This is a genomic window from Gordonia sp. ABKF26 (genome assembly GCF_041103195.1).
Lineage (GTDB): Bacteria > Actinomycetota > Actinomycetes > Mycobacteriales > Mycobacteriaceae > Gordonia > Gordonia terrae.
Genome location: NZ_JBGCVZ010000003.1, coordinates 3,809,568 through 3,836,303, shown reverse-complemented (window position 1 = coordinate 3,836,303; position 26,736 = coordinate 3,809,568). Strand labels below are relative to the sequence as shown.

Genomic DNA, 26,736 nt, shown 5'->3' with positions numbered 1-26,736 from the left:
ACCACCAGGCCATGAGCTCGTACACCCCGCCGGTCGGGCAGCAGCCCACCCGGCGCACCCGCCCGCTGTGGTTGCGATCGGCGATCATCACCGCCTGCATCGTCGCGGTGCTGTTCGTGATCGAGGCGATCGACGTGGCGACGAGCGTCGATCTCGACCAGAACGGCATCGAACCACGACAGGTCGACGGGCTCGACGGCATCGTGTGGGCGCCGTTCCTCCACGGCGACTGGCAGCACCTGTTCGCCAATCTGATGCCCGGCGCGGTGTTGTGTTTCCTCGTGCTCATGACGCAGCGGTTCCTGATCGTCACCGGCATCATCTGGGTGGTGTCGGGGGTCGGCGTCTGGCTGTTCGCGGCGCCGTACTCGGTGACCGTCGGGGCGTCGGGCATCGTGTTCGGCTGGCTCACCTTCCTCATCGTCCGCGGTCTGTTCAACCGCGATCTGTGGCAGATCCTCGGCGGCCTCGTGCTGTTCCTGGTGTACGGATCGATCCTCTGGGGCGTCCTGCCCTCGGATCCGCTGATCTCCTGGCAGGCCCACTTGTTCGGCGCGATCGCCGGTGTGTTCGCGGCGTGGGCGCTGGCGGCTCGCGATCGGCGCAAGCCGGCGGCCACCAACCCGGGGGTGACGCCATAATCGCGGCGGGCGGCCAGGACGCGCCCATCGGGATCTTCGATTCGGGCGTCGGCGGGCTGACGGTGGCACGCGCCATCATCGACCTGCTGCCGGACGAGGACATCGTCTACATCGGCGACACGGCCAACGGGCCGTACGGGCCGTTGACGATCCCGGAGATCCGACGCCACGCCCTCGCGATCGGCGACGACCTCGCCGAGCGCGGCGTGAAGGCCATCGTCATCGCCTGCAACACCGCGTCGGCCGCCTGCCTACGCGATGCTCGCGAGCGGTACGCACCGATCCCGGTCATCGAAGTCGTGCTGCCCGCGGTGCGTCGTGCGGTGGTCGCCACCAAGACGGGCCGGATCGGCGTCCTCGGCACCGAGGCCACGATCTCTTCACGGGCGTACCAGGATTCGTTCGCGGCGGCGCGGGACGCGGTGATCACCGCGGTGCCGTGTCCGCGATTCGTCGACTTCGTCGAACGCGGGATCACCAGCGGCCGGCAGATCCTGGGGCTCGCCCAGGGATACCTGGAGCCGCTGCAGCAGGCCGGGGTGGACACCGTGGTTCTCGGCTGCACGCACTATCCGTTGCTCTCAGGGGTCATCCAGCTCGCGATGGGCGACGAGGTGACCCTGGTGTCGAGCGCGGAGGAAACCGCGAAGGACCTCTTCCGGGTCCTCACCGAGGCCGACCTACTGCATCCGCACACGGGCCGCGACGCGACCCGCGTCTTCCAGGCGACGGGCGATCCGGACCTCTTCGCGAAGCTCTCGAACCGATTCCTCGGTCCGGTCATCGGAGCCGTGCAGCACGTCTGAGGAACCCACCGCGCTTCGCCGCGCAGTTGTGACCCGTATGCCGACGCCCGGGCGCGGAATCGTGGCACAGTGGGGCCTATGCGTCTCACGGTCCTCGGGTGCTCGGGCAGTGTGGGCGGGCCGGGCGCCGCGTGCTCCGGTTATCTGCTCTCCGTTCCCGGTGAACAACCGGTACTGGTGGACTGCGGCCCGGGAGTCTTCGGTGAGCTGCAGCGCGTTGCCGACCCCAGCAACGTCGCCGTCGTCCTCAGCCACCTCCACGCCGATCACTGTCTCGATCTCCCCGCGATGCTCGTCTGGCGGCGGTACGCGCCCGAGCCGGCCAGCCGGCGGGCACCGTTGTACGGGCCGCACGGCACCGCGCTGCGGATCGGCTACGGGTCATCGGAGTTCCCCGGCCAGCTCGACGACATCACCGACACGTTCGACGTCCACGAATGGAGCGACGATCAGGAGATCACGCTGGGCGGGATGCGGATCCGGGCGATGAACGTCAACCACCCGCCCGACACCTTCGGATTGCGGATCACCGGACCCGAGGGGCAGGTCATCGCCTACAGCGGGGACACGGCACCCTGCGACGAACTCATCGATCTCGCGGCCGACGCGGACCTGTTCCTGTGCGAGGCGTCGTGGACACACGCACCGTCGGAACGCCCACCGGATCTGCACATGTCGGGGATCGAGGCGGGGGAGGCCGCGACCAAGGCCAACGTCCGTGCGCTCGCCATCACCCACGTCGCGCCGTGGTCGGATTCCGCGGAGATCCTCGCCGAGGCCCGCAGTACGTTCTCCGGCCCGACCGAGCTCGTCAGCCAGGGACAGGTCATCGACCTCACCTAGATGTCGTGCGCGCGCCGGTCGTTACAGTGAGACCCGTGACCACACGAGCTGACGGCAGAGCCGACGACGAACTCCGTCCCATCACGTTCACCCGCGGGTTCACCAGCCACCCGGCGGGTTCGGTCCTGGTGGAGTTCGGCAGGACCCGGGTGATGTGCACCGCGAGTGTCACCGACGGCGTGCCGCCCTGGCGTCGTGGTTCCGGGCTCGGGTGGCTGACCGCGGAGTACGCGATGCTGCCGGCCGCCACCCACGATCGGTCGTCGCGTGAGTCGGTCAAGGGGCGGGTCGGCGGACGCACCCACGAGATCAGTCGGTTGATCGGTCGCTCGCTGCGCGCGTGCATCGATCTCGGCGCGCTGGGCGAGAACACCATCGCTCTCGACTGCGACGTCCTGCAGGCCGACGGCGGTACCCGCACCGCGGCCATCACCGGCGCCTATGTCGCGCTGGCAGATGCGGTCACCTACCTGCGCGCGGCGGGCAAACTGTCCGACCCGCAACCTCTTTCGTGCGCGATCGCCGCGGTGAGCGTCGGTGTCGTCGACGGCCGTGTCCGACTCGACCTTCCCTACGAGGAGGATTCGCGGGCCGAGGTGGACATGAACGTCGTGGCCACCGATGCCGGCACCCTCGTCGAGGTGCAGGGCACCGGCGAGGGAGCGACCTTCCCGCGTTCGACGCTCGATGCGCTGCTCGACGTCGCCGCCGTCGGTACCGAGAAGCTGTTCGAGGCTCAGCGCGCGGTGCTCGCCGAACCGTACCCGGGCGAACTCCCCGGACGGGCCTGATGTCCTCGGTGCTCCTGGCGAGCCGCAATGCCAAGAAGCTCGCCGAACTCCAGCGCGTCGTCGATGCCGCGGGCATCACCGGGGTCGAGATCGTCGGCCTCGACGCGGTGCCCGACTACCCGGAGGAGCCCGAGACCGGCGCCACCTTCGAGGACAACGCGCTGATCAAGGCTCACGCAGGTGCTCGAGCGACCGGGTTGCCCTGTCTCGCCGATGATTCCGGTATCGCGGTCGATGCCCTGAACGGAATGCCGGGCGTGCTGTCGGCGCGCTGGTCGGGCCGGCACGGCGACGACCCGGCCAACAACGCGCTCCTGCTGGCCCAGTTGTCGGACACCCCGGACGAACGCCGCGGCGCGGCGTTCGTGTCGGCGTGCGCCCTCGTGCTGCCGGACGGGACCGAGACGGTGGTGCGCGGCGAGTGGCGTGGACGCGTCCTGCGGGAAGAACGCGGGCCGCACGGATTCGGCTACGACCCGCTGTTCGCCCCCGAGGACGAGATCGCCGCCGGCCGGTCCGCGGCGGAATTGTCGCCGGGGGAGAAAGACGGGCTCAGTCACCGCGGAAAAGCGCTGGCGCAGTTGGTCCCGGCGCTGCGCGCGCTCGCGGGCTGACGCCCGTCGCGTCGACGCGCGGACGAGATCAGCTCGCCGTGCCGGTGTACATGTAGACGCCCAACGTATGGGGCCGGCCGTCGAGCAAGATGTTCATGTCGTCGGCGCCGGCACGCGACATCCCTTGTCGCTCATAGAATCCGAATGTGCACAGCGAGTCCGTGTACAGATGGAAGTCCGAGCGGCCGCGTCCCCGGAGATGGTCCAGGAACGCGCGGTAGAGTGCGGCTCCGACGCCGTGTCCCCGGGTGGTGGAGGCGACGGCGAAGAGGGTCAGTTCGTCGTCGAGCGGCCTGCCGGTGCGGGCGCCGAGCCGGTGGGCCACCGATTCGTATGCGAAGAAGCCGCGCAGCGACTTCAGCTGGGGTAGTCCGAGAACGGCGGCTCGGGCGGTGTGTGCCCAGAGCAGTGCCCTGTTCGTCGCCCGCTCGGGCAGGTGCGGCTCACCGTCGACACGTCCCAGGATGATCCCGACCACGTGACCGTCCTTCTCGGCGACGCGGCTCCAGGTGCTCGCCACCAGTTGCTCACGCAGATAGACCTCGAGTGCGCTGTCGAGAACGCGACGACCGCGGACGTACCGGTGGATGAAGAACGCCTCGTCGATGATCTTCTTGACGTCCTCGGCGTCGGTGGAACGGTATGGGCGATAAGTGATGTCGGTCATGATCCCTTCTTTTCGTAGGTGTTGTCGAGTGTGGTTGTCGGGTTGGGGGCGACCGGACCCGAGCCGTGGGTGAGTGCGATGAGGTCTGCTTCGAGTGCGGCCCGGTCGCCGTCGTCGAGGACCGCTCCCCAGAGCGGGGCGGTGTTCGAGCCATCGGCGGCCGCGATGATGAGTCGTGTGATCGCCGGGTCGAGGCCGTCGTCGGCCAGCGTGGTTCGCCAGTGATCGGCGTCCTGCTGGGCGAGTTCGGCCGGGCCCGGTTCGTACATCAGGCTCGCGGCCAAAGCGATCTGGTCGCGCAGACCGGCGGAGTCCCGGGCGTCGGCGAAACTCACCCGGATGTAGGCCCTGGTGAGTCGTCCCGGTGTCTCGGCCTCCTCGCCGGCGACTCGTTCGACCTCGGCCCGGAACTTGGCCATCAGGTCGGCGGCGAGTTCTTCGAGCAGTCCGTCTTTGGCGGGAAAGTGATAGAGCAACCCGCCTTTCGACACCCCGGCCGCGGCGGCGATCTCGGACACCGATACCGCGGCACCCTGGCGCGCGACGAGACGGGCCGCGGCGTCGAGGATGGACCGTCGCGTATCGGCGGCGGTGCGTCCGGATGTGCGTCCCATGTCGTCCTCCTTCTGATCGGACCCGGGGGTCTCCTGACGTCATCTACAACTGTACCGTCCAGACGGTACAGTTTCAATCCCCGAGGGAATGCGAGGGTCCTGGCGGTCTCGCCCGGTCCGTCGAGCGCGCGTCCGATCCCGTCGAGAGCGCGTCGACATTCGTCGACCGTGCACGGGAGAGGTGCGAGGGTGATCAGCTGCCGGCGTGGACACCCAGCATCCGCGCGACCGAATCGGGCCAGCGGTACTGGGTGGCCCGGTGCCGGGCCGCTCGTTCGCGATCGAGCCGAGGGAGGCTGAGCACCTGCCGGATCGCGCTGGCGAAGCCCGACCCGGAATTTTCGGCAGCAGCGCCGCACGTGTCGTCGACGAGGCTCGCGACGGCCGACGAGCGCGATCCGATGACCGGTGTACCGGCGGCCAGTGATTCCAGCGCGGAGAGGCAGAACGTCTCGTGCGGCCCGGGGGAGAGCGAGAGGTCGGCGCTCGCGAGGAGTGCGGCGACCTGCCGCCGGTCCGTGAGGTGCCCCAGAAATGTCACCGGTAGTCCGCGCGCCAGGTGTTGCAGCGGGCCTCGCATCGGCCCGTCGCCCGCGACCACCAGATGTGCGGGCGTCCCGGAACGGTGGAGCCTGTTGAGTGCCGCGATGCTTCGGTCGGCGCGCTTCTCCACCGAGAGGCGTCCGCAGTGGGCGATGAGCGCGCCGGTGCCGTCGGACCATTGCTCGCCCAGATTGGGATCGAGGTGCCGCGGGTCGAAGACGTCGAGGTCGACACCCAGCGGAGCACGGACGACGTTGGGCGCCGCGACGCGATCGAACTCCGCGGCGGCGAAGTCGGTGGTGCAGACGACGGTGTCGTAGTCGCGGGCGGTGGCCGCGTTGGCTCGATCGGCGAGCGCCCGCGCCGTCGGGCCGGGCATGATCTGACCGAGTAGGCGGTCGAGGCGCTCGTGGGACACCATCGTCGAATGGATGTCCCGGGCGCGCGCCCACCGGCCGAAACCGCGGAGGGTCAGGCGGTCAGAGACCTCGAGGGCGTCGGGGTGGAGATGGGCGAGGACGTCGGCGACGCGACGCGCAGACGCGAGGCGGTAGCCGCCCGAGGCCGGGATGCGTGGTGCTGCGACGGTGATCCGGGTGACACCGGAGGGAAGTGCCTCCTCGCCGGGGTCGGCGCCGGGGACGATCAGGACGACGTCGTGACCTGCCTCCACGTAGCCGGCGCCCCAGCGGTCCACCGCGGTGCGCAGACCGCCGGAGCGTCCGCCGTAGAAGTTCGCGAGCTGGACGATCCGCACGGAGTCCAGTGAGCCGGACCCGGGTGAACGGACGTCCAGCGTGGGGATATCAGAGGTTGAACTGCGCCTTCACTTCCTGGGTGCGCTTGTGCTCGAACCAGAAGGACAGGAAGGGAATCGTGCCGGCGATGGCGGTGATGACGGTCTTGCCCACACTCCAGCGCACCTTGATCGCCAGGTCGATGGCCATGATCAGGTAGACGAAGTAGACCCAGCCGTGCACGAACGGCACGAAGTCGAGTGCGTGATTGTCGAAGCCGTACGTCAGCACGAGCTCGACGACGAGCAGCAGCAACCACACGCCGGTGATCCAGGCGAGGACGCGATACCGCAACAACGCGCCGCGGACCTTCTCCACCGGGGCGGCGAGGGCGGGGGCGGTGGAATCGGTCTCGGTCACTGCTGGCCTTTCGATGAGGGGGTGGGTTTCGTGTCGGTCGGACGGGCGTCGGCGTCGCGGAGCTCGGCCAGATAGCGGTTGTACTCGGCGAGGGCGACGTCGTTCGCGGGGTCCGACGAGGTCAGTGACGACGCACTGGGAGTCGTCGGACGTTCGGGGAGGATTCCCTCGGGGATCTGGTCCGTGGACTTCCCGGCGCCGACCCTGCGTGCCTCGTCGGGATCGCTCTCCAGGATGACGAACTTTCGATAGGCGTAGATCACCGCCGCCGCGAACGCCGGCCACTGCAGGGCGTAACCGAGGTTCAATCCGGAACCAGACGCCGACTCGTACCGCGACCACTGCCACCACGCAAGCGCCAGGCACACCACGGCGGCGGAGACGGCGAGCACCGTGAGCGCGGGCCGGTGGGCGCGGCGACGGGTGGAGGACATGCCTACGACGGTACCTGGCCTGCGATGATCAGAACGCGGCCGGTAGGGTGGTCGCCGTTACACTGCGTGACTCCCCGCCTTCCTGGGGCGTCGCGCCCACGCGCGAGTGGCGGAATTGGCAGACGCGCTGGATTTAGGTTCCAGTGTCTCAGGACGTGGGGGTTCAAGTCCCCCCTCGCGCACTCTGAATTGTGTTCGGCGCGGTCCGGCGTGACGCGTCCGTCGACGGAAGCGGGGTCGGCAGAGATGCTGGACGACACGAGTTCGTCGCCGTCGACGCGGACTTGGACCTCTGCGCTGGTGCTGGTGTCGATCGTCGCTCTCGCGTTCGTGGTGGTCGGGCTCGTGCTGCCGTCACCCGATCCCGGACTCACGACGACACCGCCGCCGGCGTCGTCCGGGACCGAGCAGTCCGATCCCGCTGCCACCGAGGCACCGACGGTGGTCGACGAGCCGGTCGACCCGAAAGCACCGATCCCCGGATGCGACATCGTGGAGGTGCCCGAGGAGTCGGGCTACACCGCGTTCACCGGAATGGGGCCGCCGCCGACATACGACAATCCGGAGTTCCCGTGGTTCAACGGACCGAAGGCGACCGCGATGTCCACCGCGCTGGCGAGAGCGCTCCCGGCCCGGGCCGAGATCGCCTTCGCGAGCCCGCGGCAATCGTTCATCTTCCAGCCGATCACCTCTTTCAAGGCCCCGGCCCCGGAGCCCCGCGGGTCGACGTACGCCGGGGGTGAGCTGATCAACGGAGATGCGAGGGGCTCGGTGTCTGTCGATGTACAACGCTCGTCGCTACCGATTCCGCCCTGTGTGGCAGGGCAACTCGATGAACGCCGCACTCTGCGCGACGGCGTGGTGGTCGACGTCCACGACACTTGGCAGGAAGTGGACGGCGTTCGCACCCTCAGCAGGACGGCCCGCGCCTACGTGGCCGACGGATCCTGGATCGCCGCGCGGGCCAGTGACGCGACCGGTGCGAACCAGCAAGACCGCAGCGGCTCGGTGCCGTTGTCCATCGACGACCTGGTGCGCATCGTCGACGACCCGGGACTTCGTGTCAGCACCCCGGTTGCCCCGGGTACGCCGACGCCGATCGAACACTGTGAGAGCCCTTTCGAGTCGTACAAGGGCACCCCGGTGACGCGTGAGGAGGCACGCGAACTCGACGCGGTTCTCGCCACCGTCGATCTCGGCGGCGCGCGGTTGCCGCCCATGGCGCCGGTGGGTTCGCCCGCGGAGGGCATGCTGTGCACCGGTGTCGCGGATCTCGGGGATGGTGTGGCCATAGACATCACGATCATCGGTGGCCAGCCGAGGCCGTCCGCAGAACGCCCGGTTCCGGGCCGGGGTAGCCCGAAGACGCTGCGCGCCCTTCCCGATGGGACCCTGGTGCAGACCGACGTCATGTCGCAGTCGAGGTCGTCGACGACCGACCCACGCGAACAGATCCGTGAGACGACCCATTCCGTGGTGGTGACCCGCCCGACGGGCACCCGCGTCTCGGTCAGTTCCTCGGCAGCCTCGCCGACCGAGCCGCTGCCGATGAAAGAGCTCGAGAACATCGCGTTGACACCAGGATTGGAGCTCTGACGATGCCGGCCCGGAGTACCTGGACGCTGGTTGCCGCCGCGGTGGTCGCGGTCGTGACGGTCTCCGCGGCGGCCGTGGTGTGGGTGGACCGCGTTCCGTCGACGGTCAAGAAGATCACCGGAACCACTGCGGGGACGCCTGGTCTCGCCTGGTCGCTCGATCCCGCGGAGTCGCTGGGTCGTCCGTTCGCCGCGTTCGCCGACCCGCGCGGAGGAACCGCGTTCGCCGCAGGCGAGCCGGGGATGATCCGGTCCGGCGACACGCTTCTCACTGTCGTCGGCACCCCGAATGAGGGGACGACCCTCGGTGATCCCCTGATGATCGGCATCGACGCGGGCAGCGGAGACGTGCGCTGGCAGGCTCCCGCGCACGATCTCGTCAGCTGCAGTGATGTTCCGCTCCACGGCAAGATCTACTGCCACGCCCTTCAGAAGGACCACGAACTCGTCAGCTACGACATCGACTCGGGTGACTCGACACGACGCACGGTGTCCGAGAGTATCTTCGCCATCGCGACCACGTCTGACGCCCTGTACGTCGCCGAGGGCAGCGTCGAGGAGAACGACGTGCGAGTCCACTCGGGCACCTTCGACGACGTGTCGGCTCACTGGACCCGCCAATTCGACGTCGGTGCCTCCTATGAGGAGGTGTACAGCAGCGAGGCGCTCACCGTGATCGATGGTGTCGGGCTCGTGCGCACCGGTGGCGACGTCGCCCTGTTCGATGCCGGATCGGGCGCCGAATTGTGGAGTAACGGAACACAATGCGTCGGAACCTCGTCGCTGCTGCCGGGCGGGTTCCTCGTCCACGCCGACACCGGCTGCGAGTCGGCCGGCAATGCGTCCGAGCAACTGCTCAGGGGGCCGGACGGGAAGGTGGTCGCGTCGAGCTCGAATCCCACCGTCCAACGGCCGGGGTACGAGTCCACGACCGACTCCGACCCCGTCCTACTCGGCGACTCGGCCTACGACCGCGCCACCGGCGACCGATTGTGGACGAACAGCGACCTCACATCGCGCGACACCAACGCAACCGGAGCCGTGACCGCGGTCGCCGGCGGCGTTGTGTACGTGACGGACAGCACCGCCCGCAGCGACGGTGGTGTCGACCTCAGAACCGGTAAACGTTTGTGGCACAGAGCGTGGCGCGACGATGCTTCTGCCGGCGTGAACCCAGATGGCTATCGCGACCGTCTGTTGGCCGGCAGTGATGGCGTCACCCTCACCGCTGTCGACGTGACCACCGGCGAGATCGCGTGGACGGCACCGTTCCTCGCCATCGATTCCGACCCGGATGCGTTCGTCACCGGCACAGCACTCGAGCCCTACGGCGACGGGTGGATCTTCTCGTCGGACCGTCGAATGATCAGGCTCGCGCCCCTCTGAGTCACATCTGGGCCGGGATGACCTCGACCGCGTCGTCGTCGGCGAAGACGATGTCGTGATCGTCGGTCGAGATCGCCCAGCGGCGCAGGCGCGCGGTGTGCTCGTCGTCGATGCGGGTTTCGATGGTGGTGTCGCCGGCCAGGTCCGCGAAGTCGTCGACGACCTCGCCCTCTCTGGTCGAACCGTCGTCGAGTGTGACCCTGACCCGTGCCGCCACGGCGACCTCGTCCGGGGCCTCACTGTCAGCGCCGTCGTGGTCGACCGGCTCGTTCTCCGTTGTGCTCATCCGATTGTCCTGTCCCCCTCGGGGTGGCCTCCGACGGTGAACTGCTCCGCACGCCGGTGGCACACCGTTCGTGCGCATCAGCTTATCAAATGAGTCCATTGACAGCGTGAATGTCGCGGAAGGTGCTGCTCGTGCGACGGAGCCGGCCCAGCGTCTCGATTCGACGCCGCAGTGAGTTTCCGTCGTGTGTACCGAATCGTCTGCGGCGCAGCGCGATCGCGATCAGGGTGTACGTGACGGCCTGGCCAAAATGCGGATCGCCAGAGTCCGCGGTATCGGACTCTGGCGATCGATCAGGCAGTCGTCGACTGGATCAGTGGGCGGCGTTGTACGCCTCGACAATGTCGTTCGGAATCCGGCCGCGAGCGGAGACCTCGTAACCGTTGTCGGCCGCCCATTCCCGAATTGAGGCATTCACCGACGAACCGGCCCCGCCGGAATTGGTCTTCGTTCGTGCGGATGGTGACCGCCGACGCCCACCGACTCGGGTCGACGCCTTGAGCAATTTCGCGACGGTCACTTTTCCCTGCTCGATCTTGTCGAGATTGGTCGAGGACACGTCTAGTTCGTAGTCTACGCCGAGCCACGACCACGAAACCGTCTGTGCGTCTTGGGGATCGAGTTCGCGACCGTCAAGATCGTCGACAAAGGTCACTGTCTGTATTTTCGACACACTGACCACGGTAGTCGAAAGACGAGGCGGATTCATGGACGTCTGCATTCCCGGTGTCGGGAGTCACTTCGGATATAGAGCGACAAGTCCGTCGAATGCGGACTCGTCCGCTCAATTCAGGCCGGGAATGCTGAATCGAGGTGCTTCGGGACACGGAATCGTGGAGGTGGCTCGCGACGGCTCCGCAGTTCTTGACGCCGACGGCCGGGTTGATTCGCGTTTCCGGGTCACGCCGACTCGCGGAGTGGGGTCGGTTGTCTTCCGTCGGTTCGCCTCGGCGCCCAACCCGCTACCGGTGGTGTCGTCGACGCGCAGGCACATCGACCGGATCACATGGTGCGCGGTCACCAGCCCATAGGTCATCGGCAGTCCCAATACGGTCACCAGCAGGCGGGTCGGACGCAGTGGGCTGTCTCCGAGGATGGACGGCTCGACGACATTGCCGACCTCACGGATCAGGTGCAGCGCGAGTTTGTACGCGTAGTGCGCCGCGGTGATCGGTTTGCTGACGGTGAGCTCGTCGAGCGACACGGTTTCCCAGGGATCCGCGCCGTGGCCGAGGTTGTGTCCGATGCCGAGCAAGATGTCGAGCGGGGCGCCGCCGAAGATCGGGATCAGGGAACCGAAGAGCGAGACGCCCAGTTCCCCGACGGAGCGATCCTCCGCCGGGTCGAGCGGGATCAGGTTGTGGTGGATGCGGATTCCGCGCATGACGCTCAGGATTCGCGTCGTCTCGCCGCGAATCCTGGCTGCATCGGCGGGGTTGTTCTCCTGCGCCTGCGCGGACACGTAGCGGACCAACCGGCCGAGCGTGAGGGAGCCGATCGGCGTGCAGGTCTCGACATCGGCCAGTGCGAGGTGGTCGGCGATCTCGGCCACCATCGGCGGGATGGGGATGTCGAAGCGGACGGTGTCACTCGGGCGTCCCGCCTGGGCGCGCTGCTCGTCGGTCACTCGTGCGACGCATTGGTCGAGAACGGTCTTCGCCGTGGCGCGCAAGAGGGCCTTCACCGCGAATTCGGACGAGAAGACGAAGGCGGACAGCAGCCAGTTGTATGTGACGAACTGCGCGAGGCCGTCGGCGTCGGTGCCGGCGAACGGACTGCCGAGGTCCGGTGCCGACCCGACGAGGAGCCGGGCCGGGATCAGGACGGTGGTGAACATGTACAGCCACACCGTTTCGACGGCCTGGATCACGGTGATGTTCCCGAGCGGGATCGCCTCGGTGTGCCGGCCGTCGCGGATCTTGAGGAGGTTCGAGACGAGAAGCTGCGAGATCGGGTCGCGGTAGTCGAGGGCGGGATCGTCGTCGTCGGCACCGAGGGTGAGCGGATGCTCGGTCACGGCGAGGGTCGAGATGTGCAGCCTGCGCATGTCGCGATGCGCCGCAGCCCGGCTCGCGCGAGCCGACGCCTGCAACGAGGGCGGCAGGATGTCGTAGACGGCCTCGAAGATCGACTCGTACACGACCGACAGGGTGGTGAAATCGCCGCTCGCGCAGCGTGTCTCGGCGCCCTCGAGCGACTTCGGCGTCGGCAGCAGGGGGTGGGTCAGGGTCTCGATGCGTTCGAGGCGTTCCGGATAGGTCTCGGTTTCCGGATCGACGGTCGGGGTGAGCTCGTGGACCGGCGTCGCGCGCAGCGGAGCTGCCGAGAACGGTGCCGTGCTACCGACGATCGCGGCAGTGCTCGTCCCGGCCGCCAGAGTGGGCAGCGACATCGTCAATGTGAACACCGCGACGAGTCGCAGTACCCATGGCTGTACGCGCCGTGCTGCATTGCCCCGACCTGAACTCATGCACCCACTACCCGAATAGTCGTCTGGTACCCCGGCGAGGAGTGTCGGCGCCCGCCGCCATCACGGCGTCGTGCGCGACCAGAGCAATCCGCGAAGGGGAAGTTAGTCGAACGAATCTTAAGGTGCGCGGCGCCGGTCCGCGCACCGGGTGGACCGGAAGCACTGTCGGTGCGTCGTGCAACGATTTCGAGGTGAGACGTCGAGCGGCATGGTTGTCGGTGATGATCGCCGCGGTGTCGGTCGTCGTGGGACTCGGTGCCCTGTTCGTATCCGGGACCGACACCGAATCGGGGCAGGTGCTCCGCCCGTCGGCTCCGCCCGTCGGCTCGTCGACATCTGCGCTGCCGTCACCAGAGGTCCGGACGCCGGTACCCGGCGTCGGTCAGGCCCTCGCCGACCTGGCAACTCTCCAGGTGAAGGGACGTGCCCCCAAGACCGGTTATGCCCGGGCGCGGTTCGGCAAGGCGTGGGACGACGCGGTCGACGTGCAGTTCGGCCGCAACGGTTGCCGGACGCGAGAGGACATCCTCCGCCGAGACCTCACCGGGATCACGGTCCACGACGACGGGTGTCGAGTTCTCGCCGGCACGCTGGCCGACCCGTACACCGGTACGACCATCCCGTTCACCCGAGGACAGGAGACGTCGGCTCTCGTTCAGATAGATCACGTCGTCGCGTTGTCGGACGCCTGGCAGAAGGGCGCGGCGGGCTGGGCCGCGGGCAAGCGCATCGAGTTCGCGAACGATCCGCGGAATCTGCAGGCCGTCTCCGGGACCGTGAACCAACGGAAGAGCGACGGCGACGCCGCCACGTGGCTCCCGCCGAACAAGGCGTACCGATGTACTTACGTCGGCCGGCAGATCGAGGTCAAGAAGTCGTACGGACTGTGGGTGACCCCGGCCGAACGCGACGCCATGCGGCGGGTGCTCGCATCGTGCTGAACCCGTCGGGCCGCGGTCGGCGGTCTCGTCGGTAGCCTTGGCGACCGTGACCGCCGACCAGGGACGACCCCAGCCATCCGACGACGCCGCCGGCCATCCGCTGACCGACGACACCGTCGTCGCGGCGCTCGGTGCCGATCTGCGGTCGGCGGGGTACACGAACGACGGCGTCACCGGCCTGCTCGGCGCCGACGCGCACGAAGCGCTCGTGCGGGGTGTGTGGTGGCCTGCGCTCGCCGCCACGCGCGACGCCGCAGGCGAGGACGGTCGGCTGGCCACTCTGATCCGCTTGTTCCTGTTGGGTTCGGACGAGCCCGAAGACGCTGTCGCCGCGTCGTTCCCGACGGCCGGAATCGACGCGCTGATCGCCCAGGGGGTATTGGTCCGGGTCGATGGGTCGCGGGTTCGCGCGAACCTCGACATCCGGCCGCACGCCGACGACACCCGCGACTACCTCGTCGTCGCCGATCAGGACGCCGCGATGCGGCCCGGACCCGTTGCCCGCGACCACGTCCTGGGGATCGGTGGTGCGTCGATCTCGCTGGCCCGAGCGGTCATCCGTGAGCCCGTCCGTCGCGCGCTCGACATCGGTACCGGGTGCGGCATCCAGGCTCTGCATCTCGACGCCCACTGCGAGCAGATCGTGGCCACCGACACCAACGACCGAGCGCTGGCGCTGGCCGCGGCAACGGCCCGCCTCAACGGGATGTCGTGGGATCTGCGCTCGGGCAGCATGTTCGAGCCCGTCGGCGGGGAACGCTTCGATCTCATCGTGTCGAATCCGCCGTTCGTCGTCGGCGCCGGTGGCCAGGATTACATCTACCGCGATTCCGGGGTCGTCGGGGACGGGCTCTGCGAACAACTCGTCCGCGGGCTGCCCGCGCATCTGAATCCTGGTGGCACCGGCCAGATCCTGGCCAACTGGATCATCCGCGACGGCGAACCGTGGGAGGAGCGCGTCCGGTCGTGGCTCGCCGGCACCGGACTCGACGCGTGGGTCGTGCAGCGCGAGGTCGCCGACCCCATCAGCTACATCTCCCTGTGGCTGTCCGACGCCGGTGAGGACGAGTCCGACGCCGCCCAGCGGGGAGCGGAGTGGCTCGAATGGTTCGAGACCAACGGCATCGCGGCGATCGGGATGGGCTCGATCACCGTCCGGCTTCCGATGCCGGACGAGAACCGCGCTCCCGACGTCGTGGTCGAGGAGATCACCGGCGCCGGTGAAGAGGTGACCGGATACGAGGCGCAGGCCTTTCTCGCGCGACGGCGCTACCTGCGGGAGACCTCCGACGGCCGACTGCTCGCGCGGCGGCTGTCGGTGGCGCCCGTCATGCTCGAGGAGCACTCGCTCCCGGGTGACGAGGGCTGGCAACAGGTGTCGGCCGCGGTTCGCCGGCCCGGGGGTCCCGGCGCAGTTCTCGGCGTCGACGAGATCTCGCGCGCCCTGCTCGCCGGTTGCCGGGGACAGGTGCCGCTGGGTGTCCTGCTCGAACTCCTCGCCGACTTCCACGGCGTCGATGCCGACGCCCTGGCCGACGCCGCGCTGCCCGTCGTCCGTGAGGCGATCGGCCGGGGGATTCTGTACGAAGCGACCTGAGAGTGGTTGCGGGGGAGGTGGTTTCGACTCGGCTCCTCGCTTCGCTCGGTGCCGGCTCAACCAGCAGGGGAAGCGCCTCGCTTCGCTCGGTGCCGGCTCAACCAGCGGGGGAAGCTCCTCGCTTCGCTCGGTGCCGGCTCAACCAGCAGGGGGTGGCGCCGGCTCAACCACCTGGGGTGGCCGGGAACGTCGCGTCGAGCGCTGCGGCGAGGTCGGCGATGAGGTCGTCGGCGTCCTCGAGGCCCACCGAGAATCGCAGATGGCCCCACTCGCGGAAGGGTTCCGGGTACGCGGCGACCCGCGGCCCGTCGGCACCGACGTGGACGATGAGCGATTCGTCGTGACCGAGTGACACCGCCGAGGTGATCGTCGTCAGCGCCGAGACGAAGCGATTCTGGGTGGCCGGATCGCCGCGGACCGCGAAGGCCATCATGCCTCCGAAGCCGCGACCGCCGAACTGTCGCGCGGCCAGGTCGTGTTCGGGATGCGACGACAGTCCCGGGTAGCGCACGTAGGCGATGCGCGGGTCGTCGTCGAGGAAGGCCGCGACCCGCTCGGCATTGCGTTGATGCTGAGCGAATCGCAGTGGCAGGGTGATCGCACCGCGGGCGATCAACCACGCGTTGAACGGCGAGATCACGCCGCCGACGTCGACCATCGCCTGCTCCCGGATCTGCGCGATCAGGTCCGGCCGGCCGAGCACGGCGCCACCCATCGCGTCACCGTGACCGTTGATGTACTTGGTCAGCGAGTGCACGACCAGATCGGCGCCGTCGGCGAGCGGGCGGTACAACACCGGTGGGGTGAAGGTCGAGTCGACGAGCAGCAGCGCTCCGGTGTCGGCGGCGATCTGTGCGAGAGCGCCGATGTCGGCGACCTTGGTGGTCGGGTTGGCGATCGTCTCGGCGATCAGCATGCGGGTGGTGCCGGGCCGCACGGCGGCGCGGGTGGCATCCAGATCCCCGACATCGACGAAGGTCGCCTCGATCCCGTATTTCGTCGGCAACAGGTCCGACCACAGTTTCCACGTGGCCTCGTACGTCGTGTCCGACACGACGACGTGGTCACCGGCGGACAGGAGGGTGAAGAACACGGCGTGCAATGCGGCCACCCCGGACGCGAGGACGACGGCGTCGTCGGCATCTTCGAGTGCGGCGAGCTTGTCCTGCAATGCGACCTGGTTGGCGCCCGTGTTGCGCGTGTAGAACAGTTGCTCGGTGCCCGACCAGCTCATCGCCTCGGGTTCGGGCGGCAGGTGATACGAATTCGCCATCGTGATGGGAGTCCGCACCGACGGACCCGACGCGTCGTTCCCGGCGTGGACGCTGCGTGTCATCTCACCTGTCACGGATGAACTCCCATCGGTTCGTCGATGCTTGACCCGGCCGGGTCGATCACGTCCCGATCCATTCCGGACAGGTCGTCGGACACCACACCGGCCGACAGGTCGTCGACGACCGGTCCCGCAGACCGAGTGGCGTCCGGTTTCTCGTACGGGGGTACGCCGGGTCCGGATCCGGGGGCGACCTCGGCTCGGCGTGGGCGGACGAGGTCGACCACCCGTACCGGGAGCTTGTGCAGTTTGTCGATGTGGGCGACGTGGCGGAACTCGGCCCAGCCCCAGCAGGCGGCGAACACCAGTAGCGCCACGGCGTCCATCGTGACCGAGTTCCATGGGCGGTGCGCGATGTGGATGGGGACCACGACGAGGGCGATCGCCTGGATCACGTAGGAGTCGAGGCTGCGGGTCCCGGTCATGACCAGAGGTCGCAGCCAGTCGTGGTGCCACCACTTGAGCAACAGCCGGAAGAGCCCGTAGATGGCCGGGATCGCGAGATACGCGCCGATGGCCCGGGCCGGTCGGAAGTCCAGCTTGTCGGCGACGTAGGGCTCGAGATGCGCCCAGGGGCCGTGGTCGATGCCGAAGTGGAAGAACAACGCCACCGCGAGGGCGACGACGACGATCGCGACCAGCCACCGGTCGACGAACTCCGGGACCTTCCAGGTCGACCAGTTCCAGCCGATGACGAGCGCGGGGACGAACATGATCTGCCAGCCGGCGACGTTCTGGATGTGCGGGGCGGCCTGGTAGGCGCTGAGGTAGAACCAGCCGGGGGAGTAGATCAGCGAGAACACGTAGAGACCCAGCGAGGCGGCGAGGACCCAGATCCACCAGCCTCGGCGCAGTAGAGGGAAGAGTCCGAACGCCGAGATCAGCAGGACCATGTACAGGAGCAGGATGTTGCCGCCGCTCGGCAGGTACTGCATCGTCAGCGCGAGCCGGATGCCGTCGGCCCAGCCGTCGACCGGCAGCAAGAGCGTCAGCCAGCGATGACCGGCCAGGGCCGCGGCGACCGCGACGAGCGCGATGACCAGCTGGCACAGATAGAGCACGACTATCCGCTTGGCCAGCCGCCGGTAGGCGAAGGCGAGTCCGTGACGCGCGACCCACCGCTGGTAGACGAGGCCGAGGACGATTCCCGACAGCATCACGAACGCGGACATGCCGTCGACGTAGGGGTAGGCGTGCGTCGGGGTGGCCAGCGTGGACTCATGCGCGAAGTGCGCCGTGATCATGCTCCAGATCGCCACCCCGCGGGTGGCATCGATGGCCAGGTCTCGTTTCATTGACTTGCACGATAGACAGCGCCGCGGCCCGGGGTCATCCCGGGCCGCGGCGAGTCGTGCTGAGAGATTCGCTCAGGTGTAGAGGTCGGCGATCGCTTCCTTGTGCGCGTCGTGGATGACGTTGCGCTTGAGCTTCATCGTCGGGGTGAGCTCTCCGGTGTCGATGGTGAAGTCGGTCTCTAGGATGGAGAACTTCTTGATCGCCTCGGCGTTGGAGACCTTGGTGTTGGCCTCCTTCACCGCGGCGTCGATCTCCGCCTTGAGGTCGGCATTGTCGACCAGGTCGGAGACCGGGGTGTCGGCAGGCAGCCCGTGGCGCTCGAGCCATCCGGGAACGGCCTCGGCATCGATGGTGATGAGCGCCGCGATGAACGGCTTGTTGTCGCCGACGACGAGACACTGGCTCACCAGGGGATGCGCCCGGATGGTGTCCTCGAGTTGGGCGGGGGAGACGTTCTTGCCGCCGGCGGTTACGATCAGTTCCTTCTTGCGGCCGGTGATGAACAGATAGCCGTCGTCGAGCGTGCCGATGTCACCGGTGTGGAACCAGCCGTCGCGGATGGCGTCGTCGGTGGCGGCCTGGTTCTTCCAGTACCCGCCGAACACAACCGGTCCTTTGAGCAGGACCTCGCCGTCCTCGGCGATGGCGACGGTGACGCCGGGGATCGGTCGGCCGACCGAGCCGACCTTCTGGTTGTCCTCGTTGTTGGCCGTGACCGCCGCGGTGGTCTCCGACAGCCCGTAGCCCTCGTACACCGGGATGCCGACGCCGCGGAAGAAGTGGCCGAGACGCGCGCCGAGCGGGGCGCCGCCGGAGATGGCGCCTTCGCACTGGCCGCCCAGGGCGTCGCGCAGCTTGCCGTAGACCAGCTTGTCGAAGACGGCGTGGCGGAGCTTGAGGCCCAGTCCGACCTTGCCGGCCTCGGTGGCCTTGCTGAACTCGATCGCGGTGTCGGTCGCCTTGTCGAAGATCGAGCCCTTGCCGCCGTCGTAGGCCTTCTGCTTGGCGGAGTTGTACACCTTCTCGAACACGCGGGGCACCGACAGCACGTAGTTCGGTTTGAACACGCCGAGGTCGGCCACGAGGTTCGTCAGGTCGTTGGTGTGTCCGAGGATCACGCCGTTCTCCACGCACCCGACGGTGACGACCCGGGCGAAGATGTGGGCCAGTGGCAGGAAGAGCAGCGTCGACTTGCCCTCGCGCATTCCGGCGCCGACCGCGTCCCGCGTCGCGGCGGTCTCGGCGAGGAAGTTCGCGTGTGTCAGGACGACGCCCTTGGGACGGCCGGTGGTGCCCGACGTGTAGATCAGCGTGGCGGCGTCGGACGACAACGCGTTCGCCTGACGCTGGTCGAGGTCGGCATCGGCGATCTTCGCGCCGCGCTTGGTGACCGTGGGAAGCGCGTGGTCATCGATGACCAGGGTTTCCTTGAGGGTCGCTGTCTCGTCGATCACCCGGAGGTGGCGGGTGTAGTGCTCGTGGTTCTCGACGAACAGCAGGGTGGCGCCGGAGTCCTCGAGGATCCACTGGACCTGGTCAGGGGCCGAGGTCTCGTAGATCGCGACGGTGCAGGCGCCGGCGCGCCAGATCGCGTAGTCCAGGACGGTCCACTCGTAACGGGTCGAGCAGAGGATGGCGACGCGGTCCCCGGCCTGCACGCCCGAGGCGATGAGTCCCTTGGCGACCGCGTCCACCTCGTCGGTGAAGTGCTTGGCGGTGACGTTGACCCATTGATTGTGTGAGCGCTTGCGGAAGAGCGGCATCGTGGGGCGCTCGGCGCGGTAACGCAGGATCGTGTCGACGGTCGTCGCCTTGTCGTCGATCGTCAGATCAGACGGGGTGGCGTACTGCTGCTGCATGGCACTCCTGAGACGGGAGAACAAATGGACATTCCGGACATCGGTATGCGTGTGACCGGGACCGATGGCCGGATGAGTGGCACCGACAGTACCAGTATTCGTGGGATGCATCACACCGGTCGGCGATCGTGGTCCGTGCCCTGCTCAGGGGGCTGATGCGACCCCGGCAAGCCGCGATGCCGACATTCTGGTGCAGGGCCATTACAGTTGAGGGCGATGAATGAGACTTCCGCCGCATGAGTACTTCCGATCACGGCGAGCACGACGCCCCGACCGACCCCTCCGTGGGCACGTTCGACGACCTCGAGATCGATCCGCGCGTTCGCGCCGCCGTCACCGACGTGGGCTACGAGACGCCCTCGCCGATTCAGGCGGCCACCATCCCGACGCTCCTGTCGGGGCGCGACGTGGTGGGTCTGGCGCAGACCGGTACGGGTAAGACCGCAGCCTTCGCCATCCCCATCCTGTCCCGGCTCGACACGTCTGCGCGGACTCCGCAGGCGCTGATCCTGGCGCCGACTCGTGAGCTCGCCCTGCAGGTCTCCGAGGCGTTCGGCCGCTACTCGGCCCATATGCCCGAGGTGAAGGTCCTGCCGATCTACGGCGGGCAGTCCTATGGCGTCCAACTCGCCGGGCTGCGTCGTGGCGCGCAGGTCATCGTCGGTACCCCGGGTCGTGTGATCGACCACCTCGACAAGAAGACGCTCGACATCTCGGGGCTGGAGTTCCTCGTCCTCGACGAGGCCGACGAGATGCTGACGATGGGCTTCGCCGAGGACGTCGAACGCATCCTGGCCGAGACCCCGGACACCAAGCAGGTCGCCTTGTTCTCGGCGACGATGCCCAGCGCCATCCGGCGTCTCGCGCAGCGCTACCTGAACTCGCCGCAGGAGATCACGGTCAAGGCGAAGACCGCGACCGCGCAGAACATCACGCAGCGCTACCTCCAGGTCTCCCACCAGCGCAAGCTGGATGCGCTGACGCGGTTCCTCGAGGTCGAGACCTTCGACGCGATGATCGTGTTCGTCCGTACCAAGCAGGCGACCGAGGAGCTGGCCGAGAAGTTGCGGTCCCGCGGATTCTCCGCGGTGGCCATCAACGGCGACCTCGCGCAGGCGCAGCGTGAACGGACCATCAACCAGCTCAAGAACGGTTCGATCGACATCCTGGTCGCGACCGACGTCGCCGCGCGCGGACTCGACGTCGATCGCATCTCGCACGTCGTCAACTACGACATCCCGCACGACACCGAGTCGTACGTGCACCGCATCGGCCGCACGGGTCGCGCCGGTCGTTCGGGCAACGCGCTGCTGTTCGTCTCGCCGCGCGAGCGCCACCTGCTGCGCGCCATCGAGCGCGCCACGCGACAGACGCTCACCGAGATCGGTCTGCCCAGTGTCGACGATGTCAACGCGCAGCGAGTGGCGAAGTTCGCCGACTCCATCACGCAGAACCTGTCGTCGGACAATCTCGATCTGTTCCGCGGGCTGATCGAGAACTATGCGCGGGACAACGACGTCGCGATGGCCGACATCGCCGCCGCGCTGGCACTCGAGACGCGGGACGGCGGATTCCTGATGACCCCGGATCCGCCGCAGTCGGAGAAGCGCCCCGAGCGCGAGCGTGCACCGCGTCGCCCGGGCGCGAGCTTCGCGACGTACCGGATCGCCGTCGGCCGGAAGCACAAGGTGTCGCCCGGCGCGATCGTCGGTGCCATCGCCAACGAAGGCGGCCTGACCCGAGCCGACTTCGGCAACATCAGCATCCGCGACGACTTCAGCCTCGTGGAACTGCCCGACGACCTCGACAGCGAGACCCTGTCCAATCTGCGGCACACGAAGATCGGCAAGAACCCGATCGACATCCGCAAGGACATGGGGTCACCGCGTACTCGTGGCGGCGGCAAGCGCGGAGCGGGTGGTCATGGTGGCGGACGCGACGGTCGCCGCGGCGACAGCTGGGGTAAGCGTCCGTCACCGCGCGTGGCCGGTCGCGGTCGCCACTCCTGAACCGACCCCGGACTGTCCCGCCGCCGGCGGGCTCCCAGTACCAGAAACTGCGTACAACGGCGCACTTCTGAGAGCTGCGTGAGAAAACTTGTCAATTCGAGATCGTTCCGTAACCTGGTCGACGGGGGTCATCCCGCGGGGTCACCATGCGGTGGTCACCGCGAAACACGATGTACACGGACAAAATTCGAGCAACAGGGTTGGTGAGTCACCGGTGTCAGTGGTGAATTCGATTTCGGCAGCAGAGGCAATGAATCACAGCCGCGAGGGGCACGCAGTGGTCGTCGATGCACGTCCGCAGGTGGTGCGACATCAGGGCAGCCTGCCCGGTGCGCTCGTGGTCGATCCGACCGAGGTGCCGAGGCGGTTCACGCCCACTCCCTCGGGCACCTTCCCGGTCATCCGCGATCGCGACACCGAGATCGCCGTCGTGTCGGTCCGCTCGGAGGCGCCGCGCATCGCCGAACAGATCGCCGACTGCGGCTACACCAACGTGCGTTACGTCGACGGGGGTTACCGCGCGCTGCGTTCGCGCACCGTCGGCTGAAGCACCCGCGAGAGAATCCGGCGCCGTCCCGCGCGACTGCGCGGGTCCCTCTGACCAGCGTCTTGTAGCGTAAGAGTCGCCGGCGACGAGAGGAACACATCGGTATGCAGGATGACACTCGCGAAGTGCTGCGCGATCAGGTCACCCGGCTGATGTCGTTTCTGGCTGATCTCGTCCGGTCCCGCTCCGGGGACGTGCTCGACATCGCCGATCATCCCGGTCACGTCTGGCTCGGCCCTTCCACCTCCATCTCCGCACGCACGAACGCGGTCCCGGGGCAGGTCGTCGTGGAGCTGCGACCGGAGGACGCCGGACAAAACGACTCGGGCCACGCCGACCTCGGCGAGCTGGTCGACGACCTCCTCGACAATCCCGAAGACCTCGAGCTCGTCGTCGCGTCGGCGCTGGTCACGGTCCGGCAGGCCGCGAACGACGACGCGGCGCCGCTCGTCCGGGAACACCTTCTCACCCAGGCGCTCGTCGCCGAACGCGACGCCGACGACACGATCCGGTTGGCCCTGGCTGCCGGGTCGTCCCCGGCCCTGCACGACACGCATCTCCTGGCGGCGCTGGACGGTCTCGATCTCGCGGGTGCGGTCAAGATCCGCGGCAAGCTGGCCGCGCAGGCGTCGGTGCTGACGGCGAAGACCACCGAGCTGATGGCCGAGTGGCGCGACGCGATCGACGTCGACACCGAGCGCGTGACCCTGTCGGTCGAGACCCGTCCGGCAGTCGTGCTCCGCCGGCGTGGCGTGGAGAACTCGCTCGCGTTCTACGACGCGATCATCGACGACCTGCGGGACGAGGGTTCGGACGTGCCGGTCGGACTGGCACAGCTCGTCCGGCCGATCGAGGCCGCCGACCGACTCGCCGCCCTTCGGGGTGACGGCGTTCTCGATCCCGCGGGGCTGGTCGCCGATGCGCTGTTCCCGCTGCCGTCCAACGTCGAACAACGCGACGTCCTCGCCCGGCTCGGCGCCGACACCGGTGTGGTGGTCGAGGGTCCGCCCGGCACGGGAAAGACCCACACCATCGCCAACGTCACCTCGGCACTGCTGGCAAAAGGTCAGCGGGTCCTGGTGGTGAGCGAGAAAGCTCATGCGCTCCACGTCCTGCACGACATGCTGCCGCCCGCGCTGCGGGCGCTCACGGTGTCGATCGCCGATGTCTCCCAGGACAGTGCCGAGGGGATAGTGGACGCGGTGACCGAGCTCGCCGAACGCAAGGCGTCGTTCACTCCTGGGGTCGCCGACGCCGAGATCGCCGATCTGGCTGCTAGGCGGGAACATGCTCTGCGGCAACGGGATCAGACGCTCCGCGACCTGTGGGATCTGCGCGCCGGGGAGACCGAGACACACGAATGGGTCGCGGGGGACTACCGCGGCTCCCCGGCGCAGATCGTCCGGCGGGTACGGGCCGACGCCGCCGCGTTCGACTGGCTGCCGGGCCCTGTGCACGGCGCCGTGCCGCCGCTGGACTCGGCCGAGTTCGTCCGGCTCGCGGAGTTGCTCGCGAGCACCGGGGGCTCCACCTCGCGCATCGCACAGCGCTTCGTCGACCTCGATGACCACCTGCCCGACCCGGGGCAGATGGATGCGATCTGCGAGCGGATCGCGTCCCGGCCCCGCGGACCGATGGCCGGTGCCGAGACCCTGCTGTCTGTGCTCGACGGGGTCGACAGTGGCCGCTTGGTCCGGATCAAGGACATCTGCGATGACCTGGCCGTGGCGTCCGGCGAGGTGTCCTCTTACCCGCGTCCGATGATCGACATGGCCGACCGGTTGCTCGCCGGTCGGGCCGCGCACCTCTGGTCGCGGGTGACGACGCTGTCGCCGGTCATCGCCGAAGCTGCTCGCCGGGACCGCGATCTGGGCGGGCACGCGGTCGTCGTCGACGGCAACCGGCCCGGGGACGCCGCGCTGTTCGATGCCGCCGCCGACTTCCTGCGGGACGGCGGTCAGTGGCGGGGACGGCTGCGCCGCTCGCCCGAGCAGCGCGCCGTGGAGGACGCGCCGGTGCGGGCGACGGTGGACGGTCGTCCGCCCCGGGACGAGGCGTCGCTGCGGCGGGTCGCCGATCACCTCACCGTCGTCGACGCGACGCACCAGGTGCATCGCATCCTCGCGGACCTGCACGTCCCGGTCGACGCCTCGGGGTCACGGTCGGCTCAGCTGGACCACCTCGTGCGCCTCGACACCCAGCTGTCATGGATCTCCCGGTTGCTCTCCGGGCGTGAGCATCTGGTGCGCGAACTCGAGGCGATCAGCCCCGGCGGTCCGCGCCCGCGCACCGTCGCCGAGGTGGCCGAGGTGGCGCATCAGGCCCGGTCGGTCGCCGTTGCCAACGACGCGGTCCTGGCCGAGCAGGAACTCGCCGATCGCGTGTACGGGCTGACGACCGAACTCGAGAAGGGGCCGTCGCCGGAGGGTGACGCGCTGCTCTCGGCGCTGGGTACGGCCGATCCGGCTTCGATCCGCGATGCTCGTCGTGCCTTCACCGCGGCCGCGGCCGACGCCGACGAGCAGAACGCCCTCGAGCTCCTCGGACTCCGATTACGTGGCCGCGCACCCGAACTCGCCAAGATCATGTGGGCCGGTGCGCAGGATCCGGTCTGGACCGAACGCGCTCGGGACATGGGCGCGGCATGGGCGTGGCGATTCGCCCACACCTGGGTGCAGGACCGTAGCGATCCGCTCGCCGAGGACCGGTTGCAGTCGGCACTCGACGCCATCGACGTGGACATCGCGTCCCTGACCACTCGTCTCGCGTCTGCGCAGGCCATCCGGGAGCTGCTGACACGCACCACATCCGGCGAGCTGCAGGCCGTCCAGTCCTACCGCGACCACATGATCAACCTGGGCAAGGGATCGGGCAAGCACGCCAATCGTTTCCGGCGCGCGGCGCGCGAGGCCATGGTCGAGGCGCAGAATGCCGTCCCCGCCTGGATCATGTCGATCAGCCAGGTGGCCGAGACGTTGCCGCCGCGCCGCAACTCCTTCGATGTCGTCATCGTCGACGAGGCGTCGCAGGCCGACATCACCAGTGCCTTCTTGCTGTGGCTGGCTCCCCGGGTGATCGTGGTGGGCGACGACAAGCAATGTGCGCCCGCCGGTCTGAACGGCACGACACTCGACTCGGCGTTCGCCGAACTCGACGCCGCGCTGCCGGATCTGCCGACGTATCTCCGCGACGGGCTGACGCCGCGGTCGAGTCTGTTCTCGTTGCTGCGCAGTCGGTTCGGCAACGTCGTCGGCCTTCGCGAACACTTCCGGTCGATGCCCGAGATCATCGAGTTCTCGTCTCGCCAGTTCTACGGGTCCGCACCACTGATCCCCGTGCGCCAGTACGGTTCCGACCGGCTCGAACCGTTGCGGGCGGTCGCGGTCGACGGGACGGCGACGGGAACCGGCAACGGTGTCGTCAACGACGCCGAGGTGGGCGCGATCGTCGACGCACTGCGGGGCTGCCTGGCGGATCCGGCCTATGACGGACTGGACTTCGGCGTGATCGCATTGCAGGGCGTCAAGCAGGTCGAGGCGATCGAGAAGGCGCTGCACACCGAGTTCGATCCCGACACCTGGCGTTCCCGCCGGATCCGGGTCGGGTCCCCGCCCGATTTCCAGGGCGACGAGCGACGCGTGATCTTCCTGTCGATGGTCGTCTCGGATGCCGGTGCGATCTCGGCGCTGACCCGGGCGGAGTCGCAACGCCGATTCAACGTGGCGGCGACTCGTGCCATGGACCAGCTGTGGCTGTTCCATTCGATCGGCCTCGACGAGTTGCGCCCCAACGACCTTCGCCATTCATTGCTGTCCTATGTCACGGCGAACGAGGGGCCGTCGATCGGGGTCATGCCCATCGACGTCCCGGATGACCGTCGCGTGCCTCCGTTCGACAACCTGCTCGAACAGCGGGTGTTCAACCGCCTCGTCGCCCTCGGCTACCACGTCACCCCGAAGGTCACGGTCAACAACCGCGTCGTCGACCTGGTCGTGCTGGGTGCCGATGCCCGGATGGCCGTCGAGTGCGACGCCGACGAGTTCGCCGGAACCGGACAGCAGGCGCGCTCGGATCTCGAGCGTGAGCGTGAGTTGCGTCGTTGCGGTTGGCAATTCGTGCGGGTGCGCGAGTCGGAGTTCGAACTCGATCCCGAACGCGTCCTGGAGTACGTTGCGACCGCGCTCGACGAACGTGGATGCAAGCCGGGCTCCCTCGTCGCTGTTCCGACCGCGGACACCGCCGGCGACGCGGTGAGGTGGCAACCGATCGATCTCACCGCGGGGGAGTGACGCCGGCCGCGCCCGGTC

23 protein-coding genes and 1 tRNA gene are annotated in these 26,736 nt (G+C 68.3%); 13 read left to right on the top strand and 11 right to left on the bottom strand.

Annotated features, from left to right (window positions below):
• Positions 1–11 precede the first annotated feature (11 nt).
• The 5 genes from AB4Z55_RS17720 to rdgB all read left to right on the top strand — a co-directional run bounded on the left by AB4Z55_RS17720 (position 12) and on the right by rdgB (position 3,695).
• Complete coding sequence (locus AB4Z55_RS17720) at positions 12–641, top strand: rhomboid family intramembrane serine protease (protein WP_101822813.1); 630 nt, start codon at positions 12–14, stop codon at positions 639–641.
• Positions 641–1,447, top strand: a complete 807-nt coding sequence (murI, locus tag AB4Z55_RS17715; RefSeq protein WP_180819514.1) for a glutamate racemase — start codon at positions 641–643, stop codon at positions 1,445–1,447. The genes AB4Z55_RS17720 and murI overlap by 1 nt, the downstream gene beginning before the upstream one ends.
• 78 nt (positions 1,448–1,525) lie before the next feature.
• The gene (locus AB4Z55_RS17710) at positions 1,526–2,290 is read left to right on the top strand and encodes a cyclic nucleotide-degrading phosphodiesterase (RefSeq protein WP_004019531.1); all 765 of its coding nucleotides are present in this window, start codon (positions 1,526–1,528) and stop codon (positions 2,288–2,290) included.
• A 35-nt stretch (positions 2,291–2,325) separates the two neighbouring features.
• On the top strand, positions 2,326–3,081 hold the full coding sequence (gene rph, locus AB4Z55_RS17705; protein ID WP_248645211.1) for a ribonuclease PH: 756 nt from the start codon (positions 2,326–2,328) through the stop codon (positions 3,079–3,081).
• The gene (gene rdgB / locus AB4Z55_RS17700) at positions 3,081–3,695 is read left to right on the top strand and encodes an RdgB/HAM1 family non-canonical purine NTP pyrophosphatase (protein WP_101822815.1); all 615 of its coding nucleotides are present in this window, start codon (positions 3,081–3,083) and stop codon (positions 3,693–3,695) included. The genes rph and rdgB overlap by 1 nt, the downstream gene beginning before the upstream one ends.
• Positions 3,696–3,723: 28 nt before the next feature.
• On the opposite strand, the gene AB4Z55_RS17695 is transcribed toward rdgB, so the two are convergent.
• The 5 genes from AB4Z55_RS17695 to AB4Z55_RS17675 all read right to left on the bottom strand — a co-directional run bounded on the left by AB4Z55_RS17695 (position 3,724) and on the right by AB4Z55_RS17675 (position 7,110).
• On the bottom strand, positions 3,724–4,362 hold the full coding sequence (locus AB4Z55_RS17695) for a GNAT family N-acetyltransferase (protein ID WP_354559808.1): 639 nt from the start codon (positions 4,360–4,362) through the stop codon (positions 3,724–3,726).
• Entirely contained in the window at positions 4,359–4,976 is a 618-nt protein-coding gene (locus AB4Z55_RS17690) for a TetR/AcrR family transcriptional regulator (protein ID WP_004019536.1), read from the bottom strand. The genes AB4Z55_RS17695 and AB4Z55_RS17690 overlap by 4 nt, the downstream gene beginning before the upstream one ends.
• A 193-nt stretch (positions 4,977–5,169) precedes the next feature.
• Entirely contained in the window at positions 5,170–6,276 is a 1,107-nt protein-coding gene (locus AB4Z55_RS17685; RefSeq protein ID WP_354559806.1) for a glycosyltransferase, read from the bottom strand.
• A 49-nt stretch (positions 6,277–6,325) separates the two neighbouring features.
• Positions 6,326–6,676, bottom strand: coding sequence for a DUF3817 domain-containing protein (locus AB4Z55_RS17680; RefSeq protein WP_004019538.1), 351 nt, complete (start codon positions 6,674–6,676; stop codon positions 6,326–6,328).
• Positions 6,673–7,110, bottom strand: coding sequence for a transcriptional regulator (locus tag AB4Z55_RS17675; RefSeq protein WP_101822820.1), 438 nt, complete (start codon positions 7,108–7,110; stop codon positions 6,673–6,675). Before AB4Z55_RS17675 ends, AB4Z55_RS17680 begins: the two co-directional genes overlap by 4 nt.
• A gap of 100 nt (positions 7,111–7,210) precedes the next feature.
• Here AB4Z55_RS17675 and AB4Z55_RS17670 point away from each other — a divergent pair.
• The 3 genes from AB4Z55_RS17670 (at position 7,211) to AB4Z55_RS17660 (ending at position 10,091) form a co-directional block, all read left to right on the top strand.
• Positions 7,211–7,292 (top strand) — tRNA-Leu (locus tag AB4Z55_RS17670).
• A gap of 64 nt (positions 7,293–7,356) precedes the next feature.
• A complete protein-coding gene (locus tag AB4Z55_RS17665) occupies positions 7,357–8,706 on the top strand; it encodes a hypothetical protein (RefSeq protein ID WP_354559804.1) in 1,350 nt (449 codons plus the stop codon).
• Positions 8,707–8,708: 2 nt separating this feature from the next.
• Positions 8,709–10,091 carry a PQQ-binding-like beta-propeller repeat protein gene (locus AB4Z55_RS17660; RefSeq protein ID WP_248645216.1) on the top strand — a complete coding sequence of 461 codons (1,383 nt, stop codon included), beginning with the start codon at positions 8,709–8,711 and terminating at the stop codon, positions 10,089–10,091.
• Between the two features lies 1 nt (position 10,092).
• On the opposite strand, the gene AB4Z55_RS17655 is transcribed toward AB4Z55_RS17660, so the two are convergent.
• From AB4Z55_RS17655 to AB4Z55_RS17645, 3 genes are all read right to left on the bottom strand, one after another.
• A complete protein-coding gene (locus AB4Z55_RS17655; RefSeq protein WP_354559801.1) occupies positions 10,093–10,377 on the bottom strand; it encodes a hypothetical protein in 285 nt (94 codons plus the stop codon).
• A 313-nt stretch (positions 10,378–10,690) separates the two neighbouring features.
• A complete protein-coding gene (locus AB4Z55_RS17650; RefSeq protein ID WP_172622052.1) occupies positions 10,691–11,086 on the bottom strand; it encodes an Lsr2 family protein in 396 nt (131 codons plus the stop codon).
• A 75-nt stretch (positions 11,087–11,161) separates the two neighbouring features.
• Positions 11,162–12,769 (bottom strand): hypothetical protein, encoded by a 1,608-nt coding sequence (locus AB4Z55_RS17645; RefSeq protein ID WP_354559799.1) that lies wholly within the window; start codon positions 12,767–12,769, stop codon positions 11,162–11,164.
• A gap of 299 nt (positions 12,770–13,068) precedes the next feature.
• Here AB4Z55_RS17645 and AB4Z55_RS17640 point away from each other — a divergent pair, with 299 nt between their 5' ends.
• Together AB4Z55_RS17640 and AB4Z55_RS17635 are read left to right on the top strand one after the other, a co-directional pair.
• Positions 13,069–13,788, top strand: a complete 720-nt coding sequence (locus AB4Z55_RS17640) for an HNH endonuclease family protein (RefSeq protein ID WP_248645576.1) — start codon at positions 13,069–13,071, stop codon at positions 13,786–13,788.
• A gap of 46 nt (positions 13,789–13,834) precedes the next feature.
• Positions 13,835–15,385 carry a methyltransferase gene (locus AB4Z55_RS17635; RefSeq protein ID WP_354559798.1) on the top strand — a complete coding sequence of 517 codons (1,551 nt, stop codon included), beginning with the start codon at positions 13,835–13,837 and terminating at the stop codon, positions 15,383–15,385.
• A gap of 163 nt (positions 15,386–15,548) precedes the next feature.
• Here the strand turns inward: AB4Z55_RS17635 and AB4Z55_RS17630 are convergent, their stop codons facing one another.
• The 3 genes from AB4Z55_RS17630 to AB4Z55_RS17620 form a co-directional block, all read right to left on the bottom strand.
• A complete protein-coding gene (locus AB4Z55_RS17630) occupies positions 15,549–16,721 on the bottom strand; it encodes an aminotransferase class I/II-fold pyridoxal phosphate-dependent enzyme (protein WP_354559797.1) in 1,173 nt (390 codons plus the stop codon).
• An 8-nt stretch (positions 16,722–16,729) separates the two neighbouring features.
• Positions 16,730–18,013: an OpgC domain-containing protein gene (gene opgC, locus AB4Z55_RS17625; protein WP_354559795.1), complete on the bottom strand. Its 1,284-nt coding sequence runs from the start codon at positions 18,011–18,013 to the stop codon at positions 16,730–16,732.
• 72 nt (positions 18,014–18,085) lie between these two features.
• Positions 18,086–19,873: a long-chain fatty acid--CoA ligase gene (locus AB4Z55_RS17620; RefSeq protein WP_101818619.1), complete on the bottom strand. Its 1,788-nt coding sequence runs from the start codon at positions 19,871–19,873 to the stop codon at positions 18,086–18,088.
• Between the two features lie 236 nt (positions 19,874–20,109).
• Between AB4Z55_RS17620 and AB4Z55_RS17615 the strand changes: the two genes are divergently transcribed.
• The 3 genes from AB4Z55_RS17615 (at position 20,110) to AB4Z55_RS17605 (ending at position 26,718) form a co-directional block, all read left to right on the top strand.
• Positions 20,110–21,882, top strand: coding sequence for a DEAD/DEAH box helicase (locus AB4Z55_RS17615; RefSeq protein ID WP_239402700.1), 1,773 nt, complete (start codon positions 20,110–20,112; stop codon positions 21,880–21,882).
• Between the two features lie 214 nt (positions 21,883–22,096).
• On the top strand, positions 22,097–22,429 hold the full coding sequence (locus AB4Z55_RS17610) for a rhodanese-like domain-containing protein (protein ID WP_033203518.1): 333 nt from the start codon (positions 22,097–22,099) through the stop codon (positions 22,427–22,429).
• A 104-nt stretch (positions 22,430–22,533) separates the two neighbouring features.
• The gene (locus AB4Z55_RS17605) at positions 22,534–26,718 is read left to right on the top strand and encodes an AAA domain-containing protein (RefSeq protein WP_369520195.1); all 4,185 of its coding nucleotides are present in this window, start codon (positions 22,534–22,536) and stop codon (positions 26,716–26,718) included.
• Positions 26,719–26,736 lie beyond the last annotated feature (18 nt).

Coding starts and splice junctions, on each gene's coding strand:
- AB4Z55_RS17720 (WP_101822813.1), top strand. CDS start 12: ATGAGCTCGTACACCCCGCCGGTCGGGCAGCAGCCCACCCGGCGCACC.
- AB4Z55_RS17710 (WP_004019531.1), top strand. CDS start 1,526: ATGCGTCTCACGGTCCTCGGGTGCTCGGGCAGTGTGGGCGGGCCGGGC.
- rdgB (WP_101822815.1), top strand. CDS start 3,081: ATGTCCTCGGTGCTCCTGGCGAGCCGCAATGCCAAGAAGCTCGCCGAA.
- AB4Z55_RS17695 (WP_354559808.1), bottom strand. CDS start 4,362: ATGACCGACATCACTTATCGCCCATACCGTTCCACCGACGCCGAGGAC.
- AB4Z55_RS17690 (WP_004019536.1), bottom strand. CDS start 4,976: ATGGGACGCACATCCGGACGCACCGCCGCCGATACGCGACGGTCCATC.
- AB4Z55_RS17675 (WP_101822820.1), bottom strand. CDS start 7,110: ATGTCCTCCACCCGTCGCCGCGCCCACCGGCCCGCGCTCACGGTGCTC.
- AB4Z55_RS17665 (WP_354559804.1), top strand. CDS start 7,357: ATGCTGGACGACACGAGTTCGTCGCCGTCGACGCGGACTTGGACCTCT.
- AB4Z55_RS17660 (WP_248645216.1), top strand. CDS start 8,709: ATGCCGGCCCGGAGTACCTGGACGCTGGTTGCCGCCGCGGTGGTCGCG.
- AB4Z55_RS17655 (WP_354559801.1), bottom strand. CDS start 10,377: ATGAGCACAACGGAGAACGAGCCGGTCGACCACGACGGCGCTGACAGT.
- AB4Z55_RS17650 (WP_172622052.1), bottom strand. CDS start 11,086: ATGAATCCGCCTCGTCTTTCGACTACCGTGGTCAGTGTGTCGAAAATA.
- AB4Z55_RS17645 (WP_354559799.1), bottom strand. CDS start 12,769: ATGTCGCTGCCCACTCTGGCGGCCGGGACGAGCACTGCCGCGATCGTC.
- AB4Z55_RS17640 (WP_248645576.1), top strand. CDS start 13,069: ATGATCGCCGCGGTGTCGGTCGTCGTGGGACTCGGTGCCCTGTTCGTA.
- AB4Z55_RS17630 (WP_354559797.1), bottom strand. CDS start 16,721: ATGACACGCAGCGTCCACGCCGGGAACGACGCGTCGGGTCCGTCGGTG.
- opgC (WP_354559795.1), bottom strand. CDS start 18,013: ATGAAACGAGACCTGGCCATCGATGCCACCCGCGGGGTGGCGATCTGG.
- AB4Z55_RS17620 (WP_101818619.1), bottom strand. CDS start 19,873: ATGCAGCAGCAGTACGCCACCCCGTCTGATCTGACGATCGACGACAAG.
- AB4Z55_RS17615 (WP_239402700.1), top strand. CDS start 20,110: ATGAGTACTTCCGATCACGGCGAGCACGACGCCCCGACCGACCCCTCC.
- AB4Z55_RS17605 (WP_369520195.1), top strand. CDS start 22,534: ATGCAGGATGACACTCGCGAAGTGCTGCGCGATCAGGTCACCCGGCTG.